The 17,882-nt window shown below is 63.1% G+C and carries 19 protein-coding genes; 11 read left to right on the top strand and 8 right to left on the bottom strand.

The window, feature by feature from the left end; genetic code table 11:
• The coding region (locus AB5Y94_RS06505; protein WP_368205221.1) for a hypothetical protein at nucleotides 1–213 on the top strand (213 nt) is incomplete at its 5' end.
• A gap of 126 nt (nucleotides 214–339) precedes the next feature.
• Here AB5Y94_RS06505 and AB5Y94_RS06510 read toward each other — a convergent pair.
• The 3 genes from AB5Y94_RS06510 to AB5Y94_RS06520 all read right to left on the bottom strand — a co-directional run bounded on the left by AB5Y94_RS06510 (nucleotide 340) and on the right by AB5Y94_RS06520 (nucleotide 2,395).
• Nucleotides 340–1,398, bottom strand: coding sequence for an NAD(P)H-dependent flavin oxidoreductase (locus AB5Y94_RS06510; RefSeq protein WP_368205222.1), 1,059 nt, complete (start codon nucleotides 1,396–1,398; stop codon nucleotides 340–342).
• Complete coding sequence (locus AB5Y94_RS06515) at nucleotides 1,395–1,679, bottom strand: helix-hairpin-helix domain-containing protein (RefSeq protein WP_368205223.1); 285 nt, start codon at nucleotides 1,677–1,679, stop codon at nucleotides 1,395–1,397. The genes AB5Y94_RS06510 and AB5Y94_RS06515 overlap by 4 nt, the downstream gene beginning before the upstream one ends.
• 68 nt (nucleotides 1,680–1,747) lie before the next feature.
• Nucleotides 1,748–2,395 carry a ribonuclease gene (locus tag AB5Y94_RS06520; protein ID WP_368205224.1) on the bottom strand — a complete coding sequence of 216 codons (648 nt, stop codon included), beginning with the start codon at nucleotides 2,393–2,395 and terminating at the stop codon, nucleotides 1,748–1,750.
• A gap of 230 nt (nucleotides 2,396–2,625) precedes the next feature.
• On the opposite strand from AB5Y94_RS06520, the gene AB5Y94_RS06525 reads away from it, so the two are divergent.
• The gene (locus AB5Y94_RS06525) at nucleotides 2,626–3,186 is read left to right on the top strand and encodes a carbonic anhydrase (RefSeq protein ID WP_005309014.1); all 561 of its coding nucleotides are present in this window, start codon (nucleotides 2,626–2,628) and stop codon (nucleotides 3,184–3,186) included.
• Nucleotides 3,187–3,331: 145 nt separating this feature from the next.
• Nucleotides 3,332–3,625: a hypothetical protein gene (locus tag AB5Y94_RS06530; RefSeq protein WP_368205225.1), complete on the top strand. Its 294-nt coding sequence runs from the start codon at nucleotides 3,332–3,334 to the stop codon at nucleotides 3,623–3,625.
• Nucleotides 3,626–3,693: 68 nt separating this feature from the next.
• Here AB5Y94_RS06530 and AB5Y94_RS06535 read toward each other — a convergent pair whose 3' ends face one another.
• Entirely contained in the window at nucleotides 3,694–6,744 is a 3,051-nt protein-coding gene (locus AB5Y94_RS06535; RefSeq protein ID WP_368205226.1) for a cytochrome c peroxidase, read from the bottom strand.
• Nucleotides 6,745–6,937: 193 nt separating this feature from the next.
• A complete protein-coding gene (locus AB5Y94_RS06540; protein WP_368205227.1) occupies nucleotides 6,938–7,846 on the bottom strand; it encodes an S-adenosyl-l-methionine hydroxide adenosyltransferase family protein in 909 nt (302 codons plus the stop codon).
• A gap of 170 nt (nucleotides 7,847–8,016) precedes the next feature.
• Here AB5Y94_RS06540 and AB5Y94_RS06545 point away from each other — a divergent pair, with 170 nt between their 5' ends.
• Nucleotides 8,017–8,472, top strand: a complete 456-nt coding sequence (locus AB5Y94_RS06545; protein WP_279463200.1) for a hypothetical protein — start codon at nucleotides 8,017–8,019, stop codon at nucleotides 8,470–8,472.
• 58 nt (nucleotides 8,473–8,530) lie between these two features.
• Nucleotides 8,531–8,680 carry a hypothetical protein gene (locus AB5Y94_RS06550; RefSeq protein WP_171279646.1) on the top strand — a complete coding sequence of 50 codons (150 nt, stop codon included), beginning with the start codon at nucleotides 8,531–8,533 and terminating at the stop codon, nucleotides 8,678–8,680.
• 6 nt (nucleotides 8,681–8,686) lie between these two features.
• Here AB5Y94_RS06550 and AB5Y94_RS06555 read toward each other — a convergent pair whose 3' ends face one another.
• The gene (locus AB5Y94_RS06555; protein ID WP_368205228.1) at nucleotides 8,687–9,919 is read right to left on the bottom strand and encodes an MFS transporter; all 1,233 of its coding nucleotides are present in this window, start codon (nucleotides 9,917–9,919) and stop codon (nucleotides 8,687–8,689) included.
• Between the two features lie 219 nt (nucleotides 9,920–10,138).
• On the opposite strand from AB5Y94_RS06555, the gene AB5Y94_RS06560 reads away from it, so the two are divergent.
• The 5 genes from AB5Y94_RS06560 (at nucleotide 10,139) to AB5Y94_RS06580 (ending at nucleotide 13,985) form a co-directional block, all read left to right on the top strand.
• Nucleotides 10,139–11,008 (top strand): LysR family transcriptional regulator, encoded by an 870-nt coding sequence (locus AB5Y94_RS06560; RefSeq protein ID WP_017764057.1) that lies wholly within the window; start codon nucleotides 10,139–10,141, stop codon nucleotides 11,006–11,008.
• A 102-nt stretch (nucleotides 11,009–11,110) separates the two neighbouring features.
• Nucleotides 11,111–12,358 carry a DEAD/DEAH box helicase gene (locus tag AB5Y94_RS06565; RefSeq protein WP_368205229.1) on the top strand — a complete coding sequence of 416 codons (1,248 nt, stop codon included), beginning with the start codon at nucleotides 11,111–11,113 and terminating at the stop codon, nucleotides 12,356–12,358.
• A gap of 126 nt (nucleotides 12,359–12,484) precedes the next feature.
• Nucleotides 12,485–12,919 (top strand): GNAT family N-acetyltransferase, encoded by a 435-nt coding sequence (locus AB5Y94_RS06570; RefSeq protein WP_368205230.1) that lies wholly within the window; start codon nucleotides 12,485–12,487, stop codon nucleotides 12,917–12,919.
• A complete protein-coding gene (locus AB5Y94_RS06575) occupies nucleotides 12,916–13,557 on the top strand; it encodes an FMN-dependent NADH-azoreductase (protein ID WP_368205231.1) in 642 nt (213 codons plus the stop codon). Before AB5Y94_RS06570 ends, AB5Y94_RS06575 begins: the two co-directional genes overlap by 4 nt.
• Entirely contained in the window at nucleotides 13,554–13,985 is a 432-nt protein-coding gene (locus tag AB5Y94_RS06580; RefSeq protein WP_368205232.1) for a carboxymuconolactone decarboxylase family protein, read from the top strand. Before AB5Y94_RS06575 ends, AB5Y94_RS06580 begins: the two co-directional genes overlap by 4 nt.
• A gap of 60 nt (nucleotides 13,986–14,045) precedes the next feature.
• Here the strand turns inward: AB5Y94_RS06580 and AB5Y94_RS06585 are convergent, their stop codons facing one another.
• Nucleotides 14,046–15,338 carry a lipopolysaccharide biosynthesis protein gene (locus tag AB5Y94_RS06585; protein WP_368205233.1) on the bottom strand — a complete coding sequence of 431 codons (1,293 nt, stop codon included), beginning with the start codon at nucleotides 15,336–15,338 and terminating at the stop codon, nucleotides 14,046–14,048.
• A 164-nt stretch (nucleotides 15,339–15,502) separates the two neighbouring features.
• Nucleotides 15,503–16,264: a CphA family subclass B2 metallo-beta-lactamase gene (locus AB5Y94_RS06590; RefSeq protein ID WP_226009012.1), complete on the bottom strand. Its 762-nt coding sequence runs from the start codon at nucleotides 16,262–16,264 to the stop codon at nucleotides 15,503–15,505.
• A gap of 697 nt (nucleotides 16,265–16,961) precedes the next feature.
• On the opposite strand from AB5Y94_RS06590, the gene AB5Y94_RS06595 reads away from it, so the two are divergent.
• Nucleotides 16,962–17,816, top strand: a complete 855-nt coding sequence (locus AB5Y94_RS06595) for a DUF4238 domain-containing protein (RefSeq protein WP_368205234.1) — start codon at nucleotides 16,962–16,964, stop codon at nucleotides 17,814–17,816.
• Nucleotides 17,817–17,882: the final 66 nt, after the last annotated feature.

Consider the following 17,882-nt stretch of genomic DNA (forward strand, 5'->3'; position numbering starts at 1 on the left):
GTTAAAGAGCGACGCAGCTTTTGGCTGCTGCGGGAGTGGCATTCTACTCAACCGCCTTCTCGAGTCAAGCCTTATTTTCAAAGGCTTTTCGAGGCCACCGACCCAACTGTTTGCGTTGCCGCTTGCCGTGTCGATGGGGCGCATTATAGAGAGATTGATCACGCTGGCAAGGGGGAGAATGCAATAAAATTGCAAAAAAGCGCACTTTTTTAGTTATTCATATCCAAACACAGCTTTTATACAAACTTATCCACAGATGGCGAGTAAAACAGGGGATCCGAGTCTTCTTCTCCCCCTCTTTTCTGACCTTCCACCCGAGCCAGCGCCCGCTTTGGCTTGCTATATAGGCATAACGTCAGCCAACCCTGCTTCTTTTACCCAAAGCGAGATCAGCTCGGCAGCCGGCCAGTCACGGCAACCGGAGACATTCTGGCCAGCCCAGAGCGGCGAGCACCCTGCATCCCCCCGCAGTTCGGCCGCACTGCGCAGTGCGGCCAGGGCGCCACTGGCATGAGGAAAGGCAGGCACGGCTTCGGACAGCGGGCCCAACTCTCGCATCAGGCGATTGACGATGCCGCGGGCCGGGCGACCACTGAAAAGATTGGTCAGCGCCGTGTGATGTCCCGCCGGCGAGTGCAGCGCCGCCCGATGCAGACTTGAAGTGGTGGCTTCATGACAACAGAGAAAGGCGGTGCCCATCTGTACGGCGCGGGCCCCCAGCGCCAGTGCGGCGCGAATGCCGACACCATCGACAATGCCGCCGGCGGCGATGACCGGCAGCCTCACCGCCTCTACTATCTGTGGCAACAGGGTAAAGGTGCCCTGCTGCAGGCTGAGATCGTCCTCGAGGAAATGGCCGCGATGGCCGCCGGCCTCCAGCCCCTGGGCGATGATGGCATCGGCGCCATGGTCGGCAAGCCAGCGGGCTTCTGCGACCGTGGTGGCGCTGGCCAATATCTTGGCCCCGCTGGCTTTCACCCTAACCAGCAACTCGGGCTCGGGCAGCCCGAAGTGGAAACTGACCACGGCCGGTTTGAACTCGGCCACCATGGCGGCATGTTCGGCATTGAACGGGGCCCGACTGGGAGCTACCGTGCCGGCAGTGTCGCGCACGCCGTATTCGTCATAGTAGGGCGCCAGCCGCTGCAGCCAGCGGGCCTGGGCGGCGGGATCCGGCGCCTCCTGCCGGTGACAGAAGAAGTTGATGTTGAACGCCCCCCCGCTCGCCGCCAGCCGGCTCAGCTCTTCGCGCAAGGTGGCGAGGCTCAGCATGGCCGCGGGCAATGAGCCCAGCGCGCCGGCCCGGGTCACGGCCAGTGCCAGCGCGCAGTCCTGCACACCGGCCATGGGGGCCTGAATGATGGGATAACGCAGCCCCAGTTCGGCAAACAGCGTCATGGTGTCGCCTCTTGCTGCTCGGGAGTGACGCCTCCGACCTGGCTGCGCGCCAGCGCGATGGCCCCATCGATGGCCGCCCGGGCCTGCGGGCTGTTCTGCCAGCAGGTCGAGCCCAGCATGCTGGCCACCAGCTGCACGATATGGCCGGTGTCGGCCGCGGCCAATTGCACCAGATTGTGGTAGCCAAGCTGTTCAAGCCGCCCGATGACGGTGGGCCCCACCCCTTTCACGCCGAGCAGCAGCGCCCGCTCTTCACCCGAAAATCCTTGCTTGCTCTTCATTGATCAGACTCCTTTCCCATACCCTCATTGCACATCAGGCCCGCGAGGGGCCTGATGAAGACAAGTGGTCAACGTACGCTGCGCAGCAGGAAGTCCGGCTGACCGCAGGAGCGCAACTCGCGCTTTTGCATCTCGTCGGAACAGGTGACGGCATCGGTCCCCTCCTTGTTGAGGCAGATATAGACCTCCCGCAGGAAGCGGCCACCGTCGGCGCAGGCCACCGTGATGTTGTCCGGGGCCAGCCAGTCGTTGGCACTGGCCAGATCCGCCTTGAGCTGAAAGCGGCTTTTGCGCAGCGGCTCGGCGGGAGACTGATAGGCGGCCGGGATCTTCACTTTCTGGCGCAGGTCGCTGGCCAGCTGATGAAAATCGCGCTGGCTCAGGCCGGAACAGGTGCCGTGCTTCTCCCACTCATGGCGATAGAGAAAGCGGCTGGGATAGAGGCCGGCAAACTGCTGCTCCATCGCCGGCTCCAGCCGCTCGCGGGTACAACTGCTCGGGTAGCCGCGCTGGTACTGGGGCCAGAGCCCGTGCAGCACGAATCCCAGCTGGCGGGAACATTGGTCCCGGTCGGCCGGCTTGATGGCGCAGTGCTCTGGTGACCAGGAGAGCGCCATGGCGTAATAATCAAACTCGCCGGCCTCCCCTTTGGCCTGAACGGCAGAGGAGAACCAGGGGGCCAGCAGCATGCCGAGCAGCACAACAATCTTCTTCATCTTGGATATCCAGGGTTATGCAAATAGTGTCGAGCGGGCCGTTTCGCCCTCGGGAACGGCCATGCTCCCATATTTTGCCCAAAGGGAACACCCTGCCGAGGCGCCGGCCAATGTCGGGGTCAGACCAGTAAAGGGTTTCCCCTCCCGGCACCGAGGCGTAAGCTGACTCTCCGGCGGGCCCGCACGTCCGGCCTGTTTCCCGTCCGCTTTCCTCTTCAACAGGATGTAACATGATCCGCAAGAATCCCTCCGGCCATCTGCCGGTCATCGACGAGTCAGCCTATATCGACAAGACAGCCATCATCTGTGGCAAGGTGATCATCAAGGAGAACGTGTTTGTCGGCCCCTATGCGGTGATCCGCGCCGACGAGGTGGATGCCAGCGGCGACATGGAGCCCATCGTCATCGGCGCCAACTCCAACATTCAGGACGGGGTCGTCATCCACTCCAAGTCCGGCGCGGCGGTCACCATCGGCGAGTACACCTCCATCGCCCACCGCAGCATAGTCCACGGCCCGTGCGAAGTGGGTAACCGGGTGTTCATCGGCTTCAACAGCGTGCTGTTCAACTGCCACATAGGTGACGGCGCCGTGGTGCGCCACAACTCGGTGGTGGACGGCTGCGATCTGCCGCCGGAGTTCTACGTCCCCTCCACCACCCGCATCAACCAGCAGAGCGATCTGGACCACATCCCGCGGGTGTCGGTGGATGCCGCCGAGTTCTCCGAGGACGTGGCCCACACCAACATCGATCTGGTCAAGGGGTACAAGGCGCTCTCCAACGAGTTCTGAGTCCCGCGGTTGCCAGGATCCACAACGGGCGCCCAGGCGCCCGTTGTCATGACTGTAAAGAGGGTGAAAAGGGAGCGTAAAAGCCGTTGAGCTAGCGGCCCGCCTGGCGTTTGATGGGCCATCTTCCCTGGATGGAGTCATCCCCATGTCACGTTACCCCCTCGCACTCACCCTGCTGCTTGCCAGCCTGTCGGCCCAGGCCTGCGAACTGCCAGCCCCGCCAGCCGGTCGTCCCGACGCGCGCCCGCCGGCGTTGCCCGCTCCCCTCTATCACGCCAGCAAGCTGGGCCAGGATCCCCAGGCCATCGCCCAGGCGCTGTTCAAGAACATTCCGCCGGCCGAAGCCAACAAACGCTATGAGGTGGTGGTAAGCGTGCGCGAGCTGCCGCCCCAGCCCATCAGGCTTCAACCCGCCGCCGCCCCGCTCAAGGGGCAGTAAGGCTCACCGCAGAACCGGCCATGAAAAGGGCGCCGCAGCGCCCTTGTCGAGATCATGACTCGAGTTTATTAACGTGCCCGCACGCAGGCGACGCCGTGAGCCTCTTGCGGCAGATCCGTGATGAGCTCGCCGCTGCCCGGATCGAGCAGGGGGGCCTCCCCGTCGTCGTTGGGGGCATCGCTGCTCCAGAGCCGGCTGTAGAGCGGCCAGCCCTGCTCCGTCAGCAGCTTCATCTCCTCACCGACCTGATGATAGGCGGCAAACAGCGCCGTCAGCTCCCTGACCGCCGGCAGGCGCCAATCATCGTGGCCACGCGCCACCAGCTGCTGACAGTAGTCGCGAGCCCGCGCCTGGCTCATCACCACGTAGTCGTGGGGGAAGGGGTTGTAATCCCCATCCTCATCCCTGGCGCTGCCGTCGTAGGCCAGCTCCAGCCGGTCTGCTTCCGCGCGAGTCAGGGGACAGACGAAGATCAGCTCGCCCGTCGCCAGCTCGGGATGACGGCAGCCCTGGCTGAAATCGGGCTGGGCATCCACCACCTGCACCGCCAGTTCCAGCATCCGCTCGCCCGTGCTCACCTGCACCCGGGCAGGCCCCACCGCCAGAGCGCGCAGCACTCCATCGCCGTCGACGCTGACCCGCTCCGGCGTCATGCTGCGCCACTGCAAGGGGCCCTGCGCCGGATTGCGCGTGCCATCGCTCAGCCGCAGTTCGGCCTGCAGAGCCTGCGCCTGGCCCACTTCCAGCCGGGGGGCTGCCGGCATCACCTGCAGATCGATCACGATGGCAGGCACCGGCGCCTCGTCAGCCATCCCGCTCAATCCGAGCTCGGCAACCGTGGCCGGAGTCCGCCTCGGTTCGGCAGACACGCTACGCAGGAACTCGCCGATGGCATCCAGCTCGTCGTTGGAGAGACCGAGCGCATGCAGGTGATCGGAGGCTTGCGGGAAGAAGGGATCGTACTGTGCCACCCCGGTCGGGAAGCCCACCCCGCTGCTCCACTTGGTCACCCCGAAGTTGTACATGGCCACCACCCCCTGCACGGAACTGCCGATGCGCTGCGCCAGGATGGGGAAGACCCCGTTGTGCATATAAGGTGCGGTAAATGCCACATCCCGCAGGCTGGGGGTCTTGAAGCGCCCCATGTCTGCCTTTTGGCGGGTGTGCAGGAAACGGCCACGATCTTCCAGATTGCGGCCATAATAGGCCAGCCCCACGCTCTCGAACCGGTACTGGCTCAGCAGCGGCCCGGAGTGGCAGTTCATGCAGCGGCCATCGGTGCGATAGAGGTGCATCCCCCACAGCGCCTTGTCGCTCAGGGCCTGCCCGTCGCCTTTGACGAAGCGCTCGAAGTCGCTGTCGCGGCTGATGATGGTGCGCTCGAAGGTGGCGATCGCCTTGGCGATCCGCTCCAGGCTGATCCCCTCGTCACCGAACGCCGTGGCAAAGGCCGCCGGGTAGTCCCGGCTGCCCCGCAGACGCGCCAGCAGTTCGTCGTGATCCAGCGCCATCTCCACCGGGTTCTGGATGGGGTGCAAAGACTGCTCCTCAAGGGAACCGACCCGGCCATCCCAGAACTGGCTGCTGCTGAAAGCACTATTGAGGATGGAGGGGGCGTTGCGGGTCCCCTTCTGCCCCTGATGGCCCACCGAGACGCTCAGCCCGTCGCTCCACCCCTTTTGCGGATCGTGGCAGCTGGCACAGCTGATGTCTTGCGCCCGGGAGAGCCGCTTGTCGAAGAACAGTTGCTGACCCAATACCACCTTTGCCCGGCTGTAAGGGTTGTCGGCCGGGAAGGGGACCGCCGGCAGCGGCCCCAGCTCCTGCCACTCGACCCCCTCATCAACCCTGGCGGCCGGCCATTGGGCGGCAGGGCCGGCATACTGGGCGCGCAGGGCGGCCATGTCGGGCATCTTGTCGTCACGGATGACCGAAGGGCGTACCGGATAGGGCGCCAGCGCATACCAGAGCACGCTGCCCTCCCCCTCCTCGAGCCAGCTGCCCGTGGCAGGTTGGTAAAGAGCGGGGCGGCCGGCGCCGTCCTGCAGCCAGATCCGGGCCGGCACAGCCAGGGCAAAGGTGTGGGGGTAGCGCCAACTCTGCTTGTCCGCCGCCAGCAGCCGTTCGAATTCGGCCAGGCCAGGCAGTCGCCAGTCACCGCGTCCGCAGCCGGTCGGCACCACTCCCAGCCCGGCACGGCTGCTCTGCGGCAAGATGCTGCTGCCGCTGGCGTGCAACCAGTACTGACTGCCCTTGACCCCAGCGGTGCTGCGCACATCGTGCAGGCAACGCCAGTCAGAGCCGCTCGTCAGCCGGCCCTGCTCATCAAGGCGCAGCAGCTCGGCTGTCTCCGGCTCGTCGGGCTGGCTGGGTTGGGCGGGATAGAGCAGCCGCCTCGCCGACTCGATGGGACCGCTGTTGCTGCGCCGATACCAGCTGCGTTCCCCCTGATCGGCACGCAGGGCCAGCAGCATCTGCCAGCTGTCCGGATAGTTGAGCTCGGCCCCCGGCTGGCGCTGGGCCAGCAACAAGGTTGCATAGTCCTGGATGAGTGTTTGCTGTTGCAGACGGATCTCTGCCAGTTGCCCCCACTCGCTCTGATCGAGGGTGCCGTCCCCATTACGGTCGGCCAGCAGGAACAGCGCCGTCTCCTCTTCATCCAGTCGCAAGGAAGGGGCGTCAGCGCGGCGGGCCGACAGTGCCGTGGCACCGAGATCGGCCACCCGGGCCGTCGCGGCGCGCAGAATATAGCTGCCGTCGCTCCCCACCAGCTCCAGCGGCTGATCCAGCAGCAAACCGGCCGGCAGCGTCATGACCAGGGGGCGCTCCTGTCCCAGCTCCCCACTTACCGCGATGCCGGTAGCAGCCTGGCGCAGCAGCAGGGTGGCCCCCTGCCCCAGACGGGTCGTCACATCGAGCCGCACGGTCAACTCGCTGCGGGTATGGGTCGGTACCGGCTCCACCGGCGGCTCTGTGGGCAGCGTCACCACCGGAGGTTCTACCGGCGGCTCTACCACGGGCGGCGTCACCACCGGCACAGAGGGAACGGGCGCCTGGCTATGGTTGTCATTGCAGGCGGTCAGGATCAGCAGGCTGACCAGTAAGAGGCTGGTTTTCATCGTGCAAAGGGTGAGTGGTCTGAGGAGTCGGCGATTATCCAGTCAAATGACAATTATTATCAATATCACCTTGCAAATATGTGTTTTGACAACAACCATCCTGCCTCGGACGCCATGACAAGAGGGCAGGCATCCGTCGATGCCTGCCCTCTTTATCTCCGTGTACCGGCCACCCGGTGACCTCAGCTTGTCGTCAGGAGCACTTCTTCAGGCTGATATGCCAGTTGGCGCCGGATTGCACCTGATGCTGGGCGGCGAAGCTGTCCATGTTCAGTGCCACCGACACCTGCAGCAGGCTGTTGAGGTAGACCAGCGGCTGGCCTTCCGGCACATCGCCAAAGCTGCTGACATAGGGGGCCTTGTCCTCATATTTCAGCGCATCCCCTTCGCTGATCTTGATGCAGGCGTTGTCGCCCTTGTTGATCCCCACCTTGGTCAGCAGGCTGTCGTCAATATTGGTCCAGACGTTGCCGTACTGAACGTCCAGGATCGGAATGGTGCCCTTGAGGGTGCCATCCTGCTCGGCCACTGCCGGCTGATAGGGGATCTTCACCACCTCGGCCGACAGCCTGGGCCCCACCTGCTCATAGCTGATGGCTCCGGAGGCGAGCCGGGCGCCGGTGTAGGCGTAGACGTCGCGGCCGTGGAAGGTGTAGGACTTCTCGGAGCCCTTGAGGCGGTTGGTCTTCTCGTCGATCTGGCGCACGGTATCGATGCCGAAGTGCTCCGCCACCAGAGTCAGGGTGCCGTTATCCGGGCTGACGATGTAGTGGCCGCTCTTGGTCTTGAGCACCACCGACTTGCGATCGGTACCAACCCCCGGATCCACCACGCTGACGAACACTGTCCCCTTGGGCCAGTACTGCAGAGTCTGATAGAGGCGGTAGGAAGCTTCCCAGATGTTGTAGGCCGGGATCTCGTGGGTCAGGTCATAGAGCGGCAGGGTGCGATCCACTCCGAAGGCGACCCCCTTCATGGCCGAGACGGCACCATCCTTGAGACCGAAGTCGGTCTGGATCACCAGTGCCTCGTTGGCGGTGGCCAGGCCGCTGGCCAGCAACAGGGCGAGCGCAAGCGCGCGGGGGGCGGTACGAATATCCATATCTGAACTCCTGAAGGCAACGACAAAACAACCATCTAGACATCCAGAATGCCATCACTACCACATATTGCAAGCCGTATTACCCGGATGGGGGGTGCCGAAAGCCCTCGCCAGCAGGTCGCGGCGGGTGTATGGATAAGGCAGAGTCGCGACCGCCACAAGGAGAGCCCATGACCCGCAACCAGACCGCCATCCTGCTCAGCCTGGGGGAGCACAGCAGCCAGCTGCAGCTGACCCGGGCCGACGGCACCCGCTTCACCCGCGACCTGGGCTTCGGCCTCGAGGCCATGACGCCGGGCCCGTTTCGCCGGGATCCGCCGAGCGCGCTGGAGCTGGAGCAGGCCATCATGGTGGTGGAGGACGTGCTGATGCCGCTGGCCGCCGAGGTGCCGCCCCATGAGGTGGTGACCCTGCAGGCGCCGCTGCCGCTGGCCGAAATGCTTGGCAGTCGTGAACTGAGCCGGGAGAGCCTGGAGCAGCTGTTCGGCCAGTTTGCCGCCATGGTGGAGGGTGACCCGCTGGCCGCAGCCAACCTGCCCAAGACCCGGCGCTTTGCAGCAGCCCTGTTGATCCTGCGTGAATGGATGCACCATTTGTCGGCCGAGCGGGTGGTGCTGGCCGACTGAGTCACACGAACCTGCCCAAGACCCGGCGCTTTGCTGCTGCCCTGCTGATCCTGCGCGAATGGATGCACCATCTGTCGGCCGAGCGGGTAGTGCTGGCCGACTGAGTCACACTAGCCTGCCCAAGACCCGGCGCTTTGCAGCAGCCCTGCTGATCCTGCGCGAATGGATGCACCATTTGTCGGCCGAGCGGGTGGTGCTGGCCGACTGAGTCACGCTAGCCGGCCGCCGGCTCGAAGCGGGTGCGCCAGGCCGCCCAGGCCAGCCCCAGGCTGATCAGCACGCTGCCGACGGTGAGCAGATCCACCGCCGCCTGCACGCCAGCGCCATCGCTGACCCAGCCCAGCAGCACCGGCACCCAGTTCGCCACATAGGCGATCACGTAGAAGAGCGACACCAGCCGGGCGTGGCTGGCGGCCGGTGCGATGCGGTTGACCAGGGTCGCACTGCCGACGAACACTGCCCCCTGGGCGTAACCGGCCACCAGCAAGCCGAGCACCGCCAGCCACCACGACTGGGCATGCACGGCGCCGGCAAACAACAGCATGCAGAGCGCCAGCGCCAGAGCGCCGCTTTGCAGGGTGTGACGGGCATCGAGCCGGCGGGCCCAGAGCTGGCACAGGCCGGAGAGCACCATGTAGGCCGCGATGAGATAGCCGAACAAGCCCAGATCCCGCAGCCCCAGCAACTGGCTCGCCACCTTGGGGCCGATGGCCAGCAGGCTGGCCGCCACCGCCCAGGCGGTAAACAGCGCCAGAGCACAAATAAAGAAAGCCGCCCCGGTGGCCTTGAGCCCCTCCCCCAGCGATCCCCTGCCCTGCTGGGTTGCTGCAGCCGGCGCCCCTTGCGCGCAGGCGGGCCAGCTCAACGCCACCCCCGCCATGGCGCAGGCCGCCAGCCCCATGATGAGCAGGAAGGGCAGCTGGGTCGGATAGAACTCCAGCTGCAGCGCCAACCCGCTGAACACCGGACCGAGCGCCAACCCGGCGGTGAAGGAGAGGGTCGCGCTGAGGGCGGCCCGCTTGCCGCCATCGCGTGGGCCGAAGCGCAGCAGGGCCACGTTGGCGGCGCCGGTCAGGGCGCCGGTGCCTATCCCGGCCAGCACCCGCGCCAGCAATAGCGACCAGAAAGAGTCCGCGAGAGCAAACAGCAGCGCGCCCCCCAGTACCGCCAGCAGGGCCGGCAGGATCATGGCGCGCAGATCGCTCACCCTGCCCGCCAGATTGCCCACCCCGAACAGGGAGATCAGCACCCCGCCCGCATAGCCGCCATAGATGAGGGTGAGGCTGACATCGCTCAGGGCCAGCGCCTGCTGATAGTGGGGATAGAGGGGAGTGGGCACGCTGCTGTTGAGCAGCGCCGACATCAGCGCCAGCGGCAGAAACAGCAGGATGGCGCGATGGGAAGTAGCCGCCGCAGAGGGGGCGGCGGCGCAAAGAGATGATGACATGCAAGGCTCCGATGAGGGCGGGCAAGGCCGCTGACGAGAGGCGCCATGATAGCGCCCGCCGTCGCCCCTCGACAGCGACACAAATGCATCAGCCTGCTTCAATAATGCATGTCGGTGGCATCTATCTGCATGTCGACAAGGGCACTCTTGCCTTGTGCTCCCGCCGGCACTGGCTTCTAATGGGCACGCCCCGCCGGGGCACTTTGAGTGGGAGGCTCGATGATCAACTGGGACGACGCGCGGTTTTTTCTGGCACTGGCACGGCAGGGTACCCTGCGTGGCGCTGCCGGTGTACTGGGGGTCGATCAGGCCACCGTGGGGCGCCGCATCACGGCGCTGGAGCAGAACCTCGGCTCCAAACTCTTTATCCGCACCCCCAAGCTCTATGATCTCAGCCCCCTCGGCGAGGCCATGCTGGCGGATGCCAGCGCCATGGAGCAGGCCATCAAGGCCATCGAACGCAAGGCGAGCGCCGGCGATCAGAGCCTGTGCGGCGAGGTGCGCATCGCCACCACCGATACCCTGGCCCAAGCCTTCGTGTTGCCCGCCCTCACCCTGCTGCGCGAGCGCCACCCCGGCATCCGGCTCAGCCTGCAGACCGCGGTCAGCGTCAGCGACATCGCCTACCGGGAGGCCGATCTCGCCATCCGAGGGCTGCGCCCGGACAACGACGAGCTGGTGATCAAGCGCCTCACCACCATAGAGATGGGGCTCTATGCCTCTCGCGACTATCTGGCCCGCCACGGCACGCCCAAGAGCGGCCACGCCCTCAGCCAGCACGCCCTGCTGCTGTTTGCCAGGGAGCTGGTCTCCCGCCACTGGCACAGCCTGTGCGGGGAGCCGCTGCACGAGCCCAACGTGGTGCTGCAGTGCAACGCCCAGCTGCTGTTGCTGGCGGCGGCTCGCCAGGGGCTCGGCATCGCCCTGCTCTCCACCTTTCTGGCGGACAAGGAGCCGGAACTGGTGCGCGTGCTGCCCACCCTGTGCGATCCGGTCGACATCTGGCTGGTGCTCCACCCCGACCTGCAAAAAGCCAGCCGGGTGCGCGCCGTGGTGGACGCACTGGAAGAGGTGTTTCACTGCCGCTGAGCCGGCGGCTCCTTCTGCCCGCGGCCCCGCATCTGTTACCATGCCGGCCATCAAGACTGTTTCCAGCGCGGCGTGGCCGCGCCCATCCCGACGGGTACCCTTATGTCCATTGCCTCCTTCGCCGATCTGGCGCTCTCCCCCCGCCTGCAGCAGACCCTGACCGAGCTTGGCTACGCCGCGCCGACCCCGGTGCAGGCCGGCGCCATCCCGCTCATTCTGGCGGGGCGCGATCTGATGGCGGGCGCCCAGACCGGCACCGGCAAGACTGCCGCCTTCGTACTGCCGCTGCTGGAGCAGTTGCTGCAACACCCGGCGAGCGATGCCCCCCGCCCCATCCGCGCCCTGGTGCTGGTGCCGACCCGCGAGCTGGCGGTGCAGGTGCATGAGAGCGTGGCGCGCTACGCCAAGGGCTCCGACCTCACCAGCACGCTGGTCTACGGCGGGGTGAGTATCGCGGCCCAGGTCGAGGCACTGAGAGCCGGGGTGGATCTGCTGATCGCCACCCCGGGCCGGCTGCTCGACCATCTGCGGCAGGGGGCGCTGAGTCTGGCCGCGCTGCGCCATCTGGTGTTTGACGAGGCGGATCGCATGCTCGACATGGGCTTTATGGACGAGATCAAGGCGCTGCTGAAGCAAATCCCGGCGGATCGCCAGACCCTGCTCTTTTCGGCCACCTGCGATGACAACCTGTTTGCCCTCTGCAAGGTGCTGCTGCGCGACCCGGCACTTATCGAAGTGGCCCCACGCAACACCACGGCGGCCGAGGTGGAGCAGCGGGTCTATACGGTGGACAGCGATCGCAAGCTGGCGCTGGTCGAGCACATGCTCACAGTGAAGGGCTGGGCGCCGGCCCTGATCTTCAGCCGCACCCGCCAGGGGGCCGACAAGCTGGCCCAGCAGCTCGGCAAGGCCGGCATCAATGCGCTGGCCTTCCACGGTGACCTGTCACAAGGGGCGCGGGAGAAGGTGCTGCTGGAGTTTCGCGCCGGCACCCTGCAGGCGCTGGTTGCCACCGACGTGGCGGCCCGCGGCCTCGATATCACGGATCTCAACTACGTGATCAATATGGAATTCCCGTTTGTGGCGGAGGATTACGTGCACCGCATCGGTCGCACCGGTCGCGCCGGCAACAAGGGGCTCGCCATCACCTTGTTCAGCCCGGAAGATGCGCCGCTGCTGGAGAAGGTGGAGGCTGTGCTCGACACCCGTTTGCCCCAGCAGTGGTTCCCGGGCTTTGAGCCGGATCTCACCCGCTTCGACCCCGAGCCGCGCCGCAGCAGCAAGGCGGCCCAGAAGCAGCGCGCCCGAAAGCAGGCGCTCGCTGGCAACAAGAGCAAGGCCCGCCGCTGATCCGGTGAGGGAGCCCAGGCTCCCTCCGCACGGCCACATGGCCTACTCATTTACACCGTTTTTGGCCCTGTGACCGGGTCCATGACGGGCATACAGTGCCTCATCACCCCAGCATGGACACCAGATGTGGCACACACCCTCCACCCCCTCGACGACGAAGCGGCCTTTGCCGCCAGCTTCGCCCTGATGCAGCAGCTGCACCCCCACCTCAGCTGCCCGGAGCGCTATGTGGCGCAGCTCACCAGGCAGGCACAACAAGGCTATCGCCTGCTGGGTGCACGGGACGCCGAACGCATCGTCGGCCTGGCCGGCTATCGCCTGCAGGAGAACCTCATCTACGGGCACTTTGTCTATATCGACGACCTCGTCGTCAGTCCCGACCTGCAGCGCAGCGGCCTGGGGGCGCAACTTCTGGACGCCGTGCGCGCCGAAGCCATGCGGCTGGGGTGCGATCACCTGGTGCTCGATACCGGCCTGCATAATGCGCTGGCCCAGCGCTTCTACTTTCGCTGCGGGTTGCTCTCCCGCGGGATGCACTTTTGCGAGGATCTGCGCCCATGAACCAGGTACTGCTGATCAACGCCAGCGCCCAGGGAGCTGCCTCTCACGCCAACCAGTTGGCGCTGGATCTGGTAGCCTGTCTGCGGCAAGCGCACCCGGCCCTCGCGCTGGTCGAACGCCCTGTTGGCACTGACCCCCTGCCGGCGCTGAGCCAGGCCTATGTACAGGCGCTGACCACGGTCACCCCCTTTGACGCCCCCGAGCTGGCCCTCTCCGAGACGCTGATCCGGGAGCTGGAGCAGAGCGATGCCCTGCTCATCGCCACCCCGCTGCACAACTTCACCCTGCCGGCCGCCCTCAAGCTGTGGATTGACTATGTGCTGCGCATCCATCGCACCTTCCAGTCGAGTGCCGAGGGCAAGCTGGGGCTGCTGGCCGACCGTCCCGTCTACGTCCTGGTGGGATCGGGCGGCTTTCATCAGGGCCCGCGAGCCGGGCAACCCGATTTTCTGACCCCCTACCTGTGCCACGCGCTCAACACCCTGGGGCTGTTCAACATCCATTTCTTCTATCTGCAGGGGCTGGTATTCGGTGACGAGGCGGTGCGCCAGAGCATCGACACCAACCGCGCGCTGCTGGCGCAGCAGCCCCTGTTTAGCCGGCTTGCCGATCCACACCACCTTGGAGTACTGCCATGACTCAGCCAAGACTTCCCTTTTCCACCCTGTCAGCCGAGGCCTATCAAGGGCTGCGCGCCACCAGCGACGCCCTGGCCGCAGGCCCCCTCGGCGCCCCCTTGCTGGAGCTGGTCTATCTGCGCATCTCGCAGATCAACGGCTGCGCCTTCTGCCTAGGGATGCACGCCAAGGCGCTGCGCGAGTGCGAGGTGTCGCAGCAAAAACTCGATTGTCTGGCGGGATGGCGGGTCAGCGACCTGTTCAGCGAACGCGAGCGCGCCGCCCTGGCCTGGGCCGAGACGCTCACTTATGTCCATGAGGTAGGCGCACCGGACGAGCGCTACGCACCGCTCAAGGCCCATTTTTCCGATCGCGAGATCTCGGACCTGACCCTGGCGGCCGCCCTGATGAATGCCTTCAACCGGCTGGCCGTTGGCATGCTGCTGTAACCCGCAGCGCGACCCAATAAAAAACGCCCAAGCGGGCGTTTTTTATTGGCTGGCCGGCGGCTACCCGTGGCTGGCCAGCACGAGCGGCAGGGCCCGCAGGATGCGCTGCTCGGCCAGGGTGGAAAGCACAAACATCACCAGATAGCCGAGGCCCAGCGCCACGATAATGGCCACCACGTTGGTGGTGAAGCGGGCCACCAGGTAGTAGGCCGCCACCAGCGCCACTATTCCCACCGCGCGGATCAGCAGGCTCTGGGTAAAGTGGCCGTGGGCCTTGATGTAGGCAAGCTGGTAGCCATTGAGCATCATGAAGATGAAGAAGAGGGAGAAGTGCAGCAGCACCGGCACGGCCCCCAGATAGTCGGCCGGGAACAGCAGCGACACCAGCGGCTTGCCCGCCAGCAGCATCACCAGAAAGAACACCAGGCTGACGATGGCGCTGAGGCGGAAGATCCAGCGCCGGATCAGGCGGATCTGGCGGTGATCGCCGCTGCGCAGATTGACCGCCAGCTCCGGCAGCACGAAGCGATAGATGGGGAAGACGAACAGGGTGGTCATGTAGGTGAAGATGGGGCGCACCACCACCTGGAAATCCCCCAGCTCGTCGAGGCTGAAGTGGCGGATGGTGAGCAGTACCGTGATGTAAATCATCAGGATGCTGGCCCCCGCCTCGAGGGACGCGGTAAAGCTCTTCTTCACATAGCTGCGCATCTCGGGGCCAAGCTCGACCCTGGCCAGCGGCCGGGTGGCGATGGCCCTACGCCGGTGCAGATACATGTAGCCGGCGATGGCGAGCGAGGAGAAGGTCAGCCCGTAGAAGAGCGAAGCAAGCGCATCCAGGCCAAGTACGAAATAACAGGCCATAAACAGCAGACCGTTGACCAGCGGCTCCAGCCAGGTGACCCGGTTGGAGATCCCGTACATCCGGTACATGGCCACCAGATTGGTGAAGTAGACCTTGAGCCCCAGCCCGAAGATGACCCCCACCAGTTGAAGATATTCGGCCCGGATATGGAGCCCGTGCTTGATATAGGGGATCACCAGCCCCCAGGTAAGCAGCACCATGCCGATGAGGAAGTAGCGGAAGATATTGATGATGTCCCGATCGTTTTTGGTCTGGGAGTAGCTCACCACCATGGAGGAGCGAAAGCCGGTCATCAGGATGAGGGACAGCGAGATCAAGTCCACCACGCTGTTGAACAGCGCCAGCTCCCCCTTGGCGACCCACTGCGCCAGCCACACCTTGAAGGCAAAGCCGATGATAATGCTGGCCAGCGACGCCCACATGCCAGTGACGAAAGCCTGCTTGAGGCGGGTTAGTGAATCGGGTTGTTCGTCTTGAATTGCGTGCATCACGAAAGGCCCGCTAACTGCGTGAGGAGAGGCCCATCTTATGAAAGGGGGCCGCCCTTGAACAGCCCGAAACAGGGGGCAAGGGCGTCACCCTGCCAGCAACGCCCGGCCGGGGCGCCTTCTTTAGTACGCCCAGCCCGTCATCCGGCTGCCGCCGCGCCGGCTTATGACTGGGGCGCAGCCTTGATCAGCGCCTCGTAGTGATCAATCAGCTCAGGCCCATGCAGCGGCGAGTCGTGACCGCCCACCACCGTCTTGATCGGCAGCTTCATCGCTTTCAGCCGCTCGATGGTCTGCGGATACTCCTTCACATTGGCAAAGCTCAGGTTGCCCAGCTTCTCCTTGAGGATGCAGTTGCCATAGAGCACCTGCTCGTCGGGGAAGTAGACAAAGATGCCGTCCGGCGTGTGGGCCGGGCCCGCGTAGAAGGCGCGCAGCTTGCCCCCTTGCAGAGTAAAGTCGCCATCGTGCACCACGTTCGGCAGCACCAGCGGCAGATCCGGGTACTCCGGCAGCCCCTTGCGGGTAAAGGCGACAATCTCGGCCCAGTCGCTCTTCATCAGATCCCGGGTCTGGCGGGTCGATACCACCTTGGCCCCGATGGACTTCCAATAGGCGTTACCGCCCGCCCGGTCGGTGTGGTAGTTGGTGTTGATCACCTCCAGCACCGGCTTGCGGCTGACCCGTTTGATCAGCTTGTGCAGCTCGCGGGCGGTATCCGGCGTCCAGGTTGCCCCCACCACAGTCACCCCCTTGGCCCCGAAATAGACCATGGAGTTCTCTTTGACGTAGTAGTTATCCTCCACCACATACACAGGACCGCTCACCTGCGTCAGCGACATCCCCGCCGCTCGCACGCTACCACCCCAGAAACTCGCCATCAGCACCAGGGCCCCGGCCAATCCGCACTTTATCCAACCTTTCATCATCTTGCTCCCTCGAACCAACCGCCCCCTCGCCACCCCTGTGGCAAGCCGGGCCCATTTATCAGTGGGCAGAAAATACGGGGGATTTGTGAAGGGAAAATGGGCTTGTGTGAAGAGAAGGTGAAGTCTGGGGGAAGTCGGGAGAAATCAGGGTAAATCGGCATCGAGCCACGCGATTGACGGTGCGGGGAATGGAGAGTGGAGAGTGGAGAGCGATAAAGGCGCAAAACGAACCGACAACACAGATAGCGCCCCCTCACCCTAACCCTCTCCCGAGGGAGAGGGGATGGCCCGTGCCAATTCCAAAGCCCCATCCCCACCCGTACCTCGCACGTAAAGCACTGTCAGCTGAACCGTTTTGCCCCCTTCTCCCCTTGCGGGAGAAGGGCTGGGGATGAGGGGGAGGTAACAATAAGTCCCATTATGTAGGGTCGATTAGCGCAGCGTAATCGTCCGTTTACCGCCGTGCACCACGTTATGGCAAGACAGGCTGGAAACTCTGGATACCAGCGGCTTCTCGGCCACCTTTCGCGATCGTCCGAATACGCTTCGCTATTCAGTTTCTACGGCTCTACGAGATGAGCATATGGCGCACAACATACGAAATGTACATGAGCCGAAATGCTGGGAATCCCTGAATATCCCAAGTTACAATGAGCAGGAAAATCACCTTCAACAGCCTCACTTGGAGACATGGATGGGAAGGCAAGCTGGGCACCATTATATTCCGGCTAGCTATTTAGCTGGATTTACCATGGACAATAATAAAAGTGCACAATTTTGTGTAGTTCCCGTCGATGGAAAAAAAACTTATAAAACTAGCCCTACCAATGTTTGTAAATCAAGAGATTATTACTCCCTGCCTGGATTGGCAGACAGCTTATCAATTGAAAAATTCTATGCCACAGATATTGAACCAAAAATAAAACTTACTTTAGATTTTATGGAAAATAATAAAGCTATACCATCTAAAGACGATTTGACTGGCCTATTTTTATTAGGTGCCACTTTGTGGTTAAGAAACCCAAAGAGAAGAAACTTACTAACTGAAAATTTACTTTATATAGAGAACTTCATTGATGATGGCTTAAGTGATGGAATCAAAGTAACTAACAGACATAAACTCATGGCAACAAAGGGTAATATCATATCAGCGGAGCTAACATCGTTAAAAATAGCTATTAACTCCTTTAGTAATAAACACTTTCAACTCTTCATATCTGAGCCTTCACAAAAGTTCATTACATCTGATAACCCATGTTATATCAGCCATCGAGATATGATGAAAGGAATATATTTAGGTCTCGATACACCTGAAAATGAAATTTGTTTTCCTATTAATAAAAACATGGCAGTGATAGCGAGAAATGAACCTTGTAAACAGTCAACATTTAAAGCAGATGAAAAATTTGTTTCGCTATTAAACACAAAAATAGCGGGAACTGCTCAGAGGTATTTCTTCACAGCAGAAGACTCTGTACTTTTGTTAGATAAAGACATGAAAACATATGAACATTTATTTAAGCCATCAGAAAGCTGGCATCAGAAATAACACTTTTCACACATCCATCTAACTATGGAGATTAATTCCGATCACTTGCTTATATTTACTTATTGG

The organism is Aeromonas sp. s5 (assembly GCF_040907865.1).
GTDB classification, from domain to species: domain Bacteria; phylum Pseudomonadota; class Gammaproteobacteria; order Enterobacterales; family Aeromonadaceae; genus Aeromonas; species Aeromonas dhakensis.

What these genes read in the sequence shown, in the direction of transcription:
- AB5Y94_RS06510 (WP_368205222.1), bottom strand. Translation starts at nt 1,398, where the DNA reads ATGACGCTGTTTGCCGAACTGGGGCTGCGTTATCCCATCATTCAGGCC.
- AB5Y94_RS06515 (WP_368205223.1), bottom strand. Translation starts at nt 1,679, where the DNA reads ATGAAGAGCAAGCAAGGATTTTCGGGTGAAGAGCGGGCGCTGCTGCTC.
- AB5Y94_RS06520 (WP_368205224.1), bottom strand. Translation starts at nt 2,395, where the DNA reads ATGAAGAAGATTGTTGTGCTGCTCGGCATGCTGCTGGCCCCCTGGTTC.
- AB5Y94_RS06525 (WP_005309014.1), top strand. Translation starts at nt 2,626, where the DNA reads ATGATCCGCAAGAATCCCTCCGGCCATCTGCCGGTCATCGACGAGTCA.
- AB5Y94_RS06530 (WP_368205225.1), top strand. Translation starts at nt 3,332, where the DNA reads ATGTCACGTTACCCCCTCGCACTCACCCTGCTGCTTGCCAGCCTGTCG.
- AB5Y94_RS06535 (WP_368205226.1), bottom strand. Translation starts at nt 6,744, where the DNA reads ATGAAAACCAGCCTCTTACTGGTCAGCCTGCTGATCCTGACCGCCTGC.
- AB5Y94_RS06540 (WP_368205227.1), bottom strand. Translation starts at nt 7,846, where the DNA reads ATGGATATTCGTACCGCCCCCCGCGCGCTTGCGCTCGCCCTGTTGCTG.
- AB5Y94_RS06545 (WP_279463200.1), top strand. Translation starts at nt 8,017, where the DNA reads ATGACCCGCAACCAGACCGCCATCCTGCTCAGCCTGGGGGAGCACAGC.
- AB5Y94_RS06550 (WP_171279646.1), top strand. Translation starts at nt 8,531, where the DNA reads ATGGATGCACCATCTGTCGGCCGAGCGGGTAGTGCTGGCCGACTGAGT.
- AB5Y94_RS06555 (WP_368205228.1), bottom strand. Translation starts at nt 9,919, where the DNA reads ATGTCATCATCTCTTTGCGCCGCCGCCCCCTCTGCGGCGGCTACTTCC.
- AB5Y94_RS06560 (WP_017764057.1), top strand. Translation starts at nt 10,139, where the DNA reads ATGATCAACTGGGACGACGCGCGGTTTTTTCTGGCACTGGCACGGCAG.
- AB5Y94_RS06565 (WP_368205229.1), top strand. Translation starts at nt 11,111, where the DNA reads ATGTCCATTGCCTCCTTCGCCGATCTGGCGCTCTCCCCCCGCCTGCAG.
- AB5Y94_RS06575 (WP_368205231.1), top strand. Translation starts at nt 12,916, where the DNA reads ATGAACCAGGTACTGCTGATCAACGCCAGCGCCCAGGGAGCTGCCTCT.
- AB5Y94_RS06580 (WP_368205232.1), top strand. Translation starts at nt 13,554, where the DNA reads ATGACTCAGCCAAGACTTCCCTTTTCCACCCTGTCAGCCGAGGCCTAT.
- AB5Y94_RS06585 (WP_368205233.1), bottom strand. Translation starts at nt 15,338, where the DNA reads ATGCACGCAATTCAAGACGAACAACCCGATTCACTAACCCGCCTCAAG.
- AB5Y94_RS06590 (WP_226009012.1), bottom strand. Translation starts at nt 16,264, where the DNA reads ATGAAAGGTTGGATAAAGTGCGGATTGGCCGGGGCCCTGGTGCTGATG.
- AB5Y94_RS06595 (WP_368205234.1), top strand. Translation starts at nt 16,962, where the DNA reads ATGGGAAGGCAAGCTGGGCACCATTATATTCCGGCTAGCTATTTAGCT.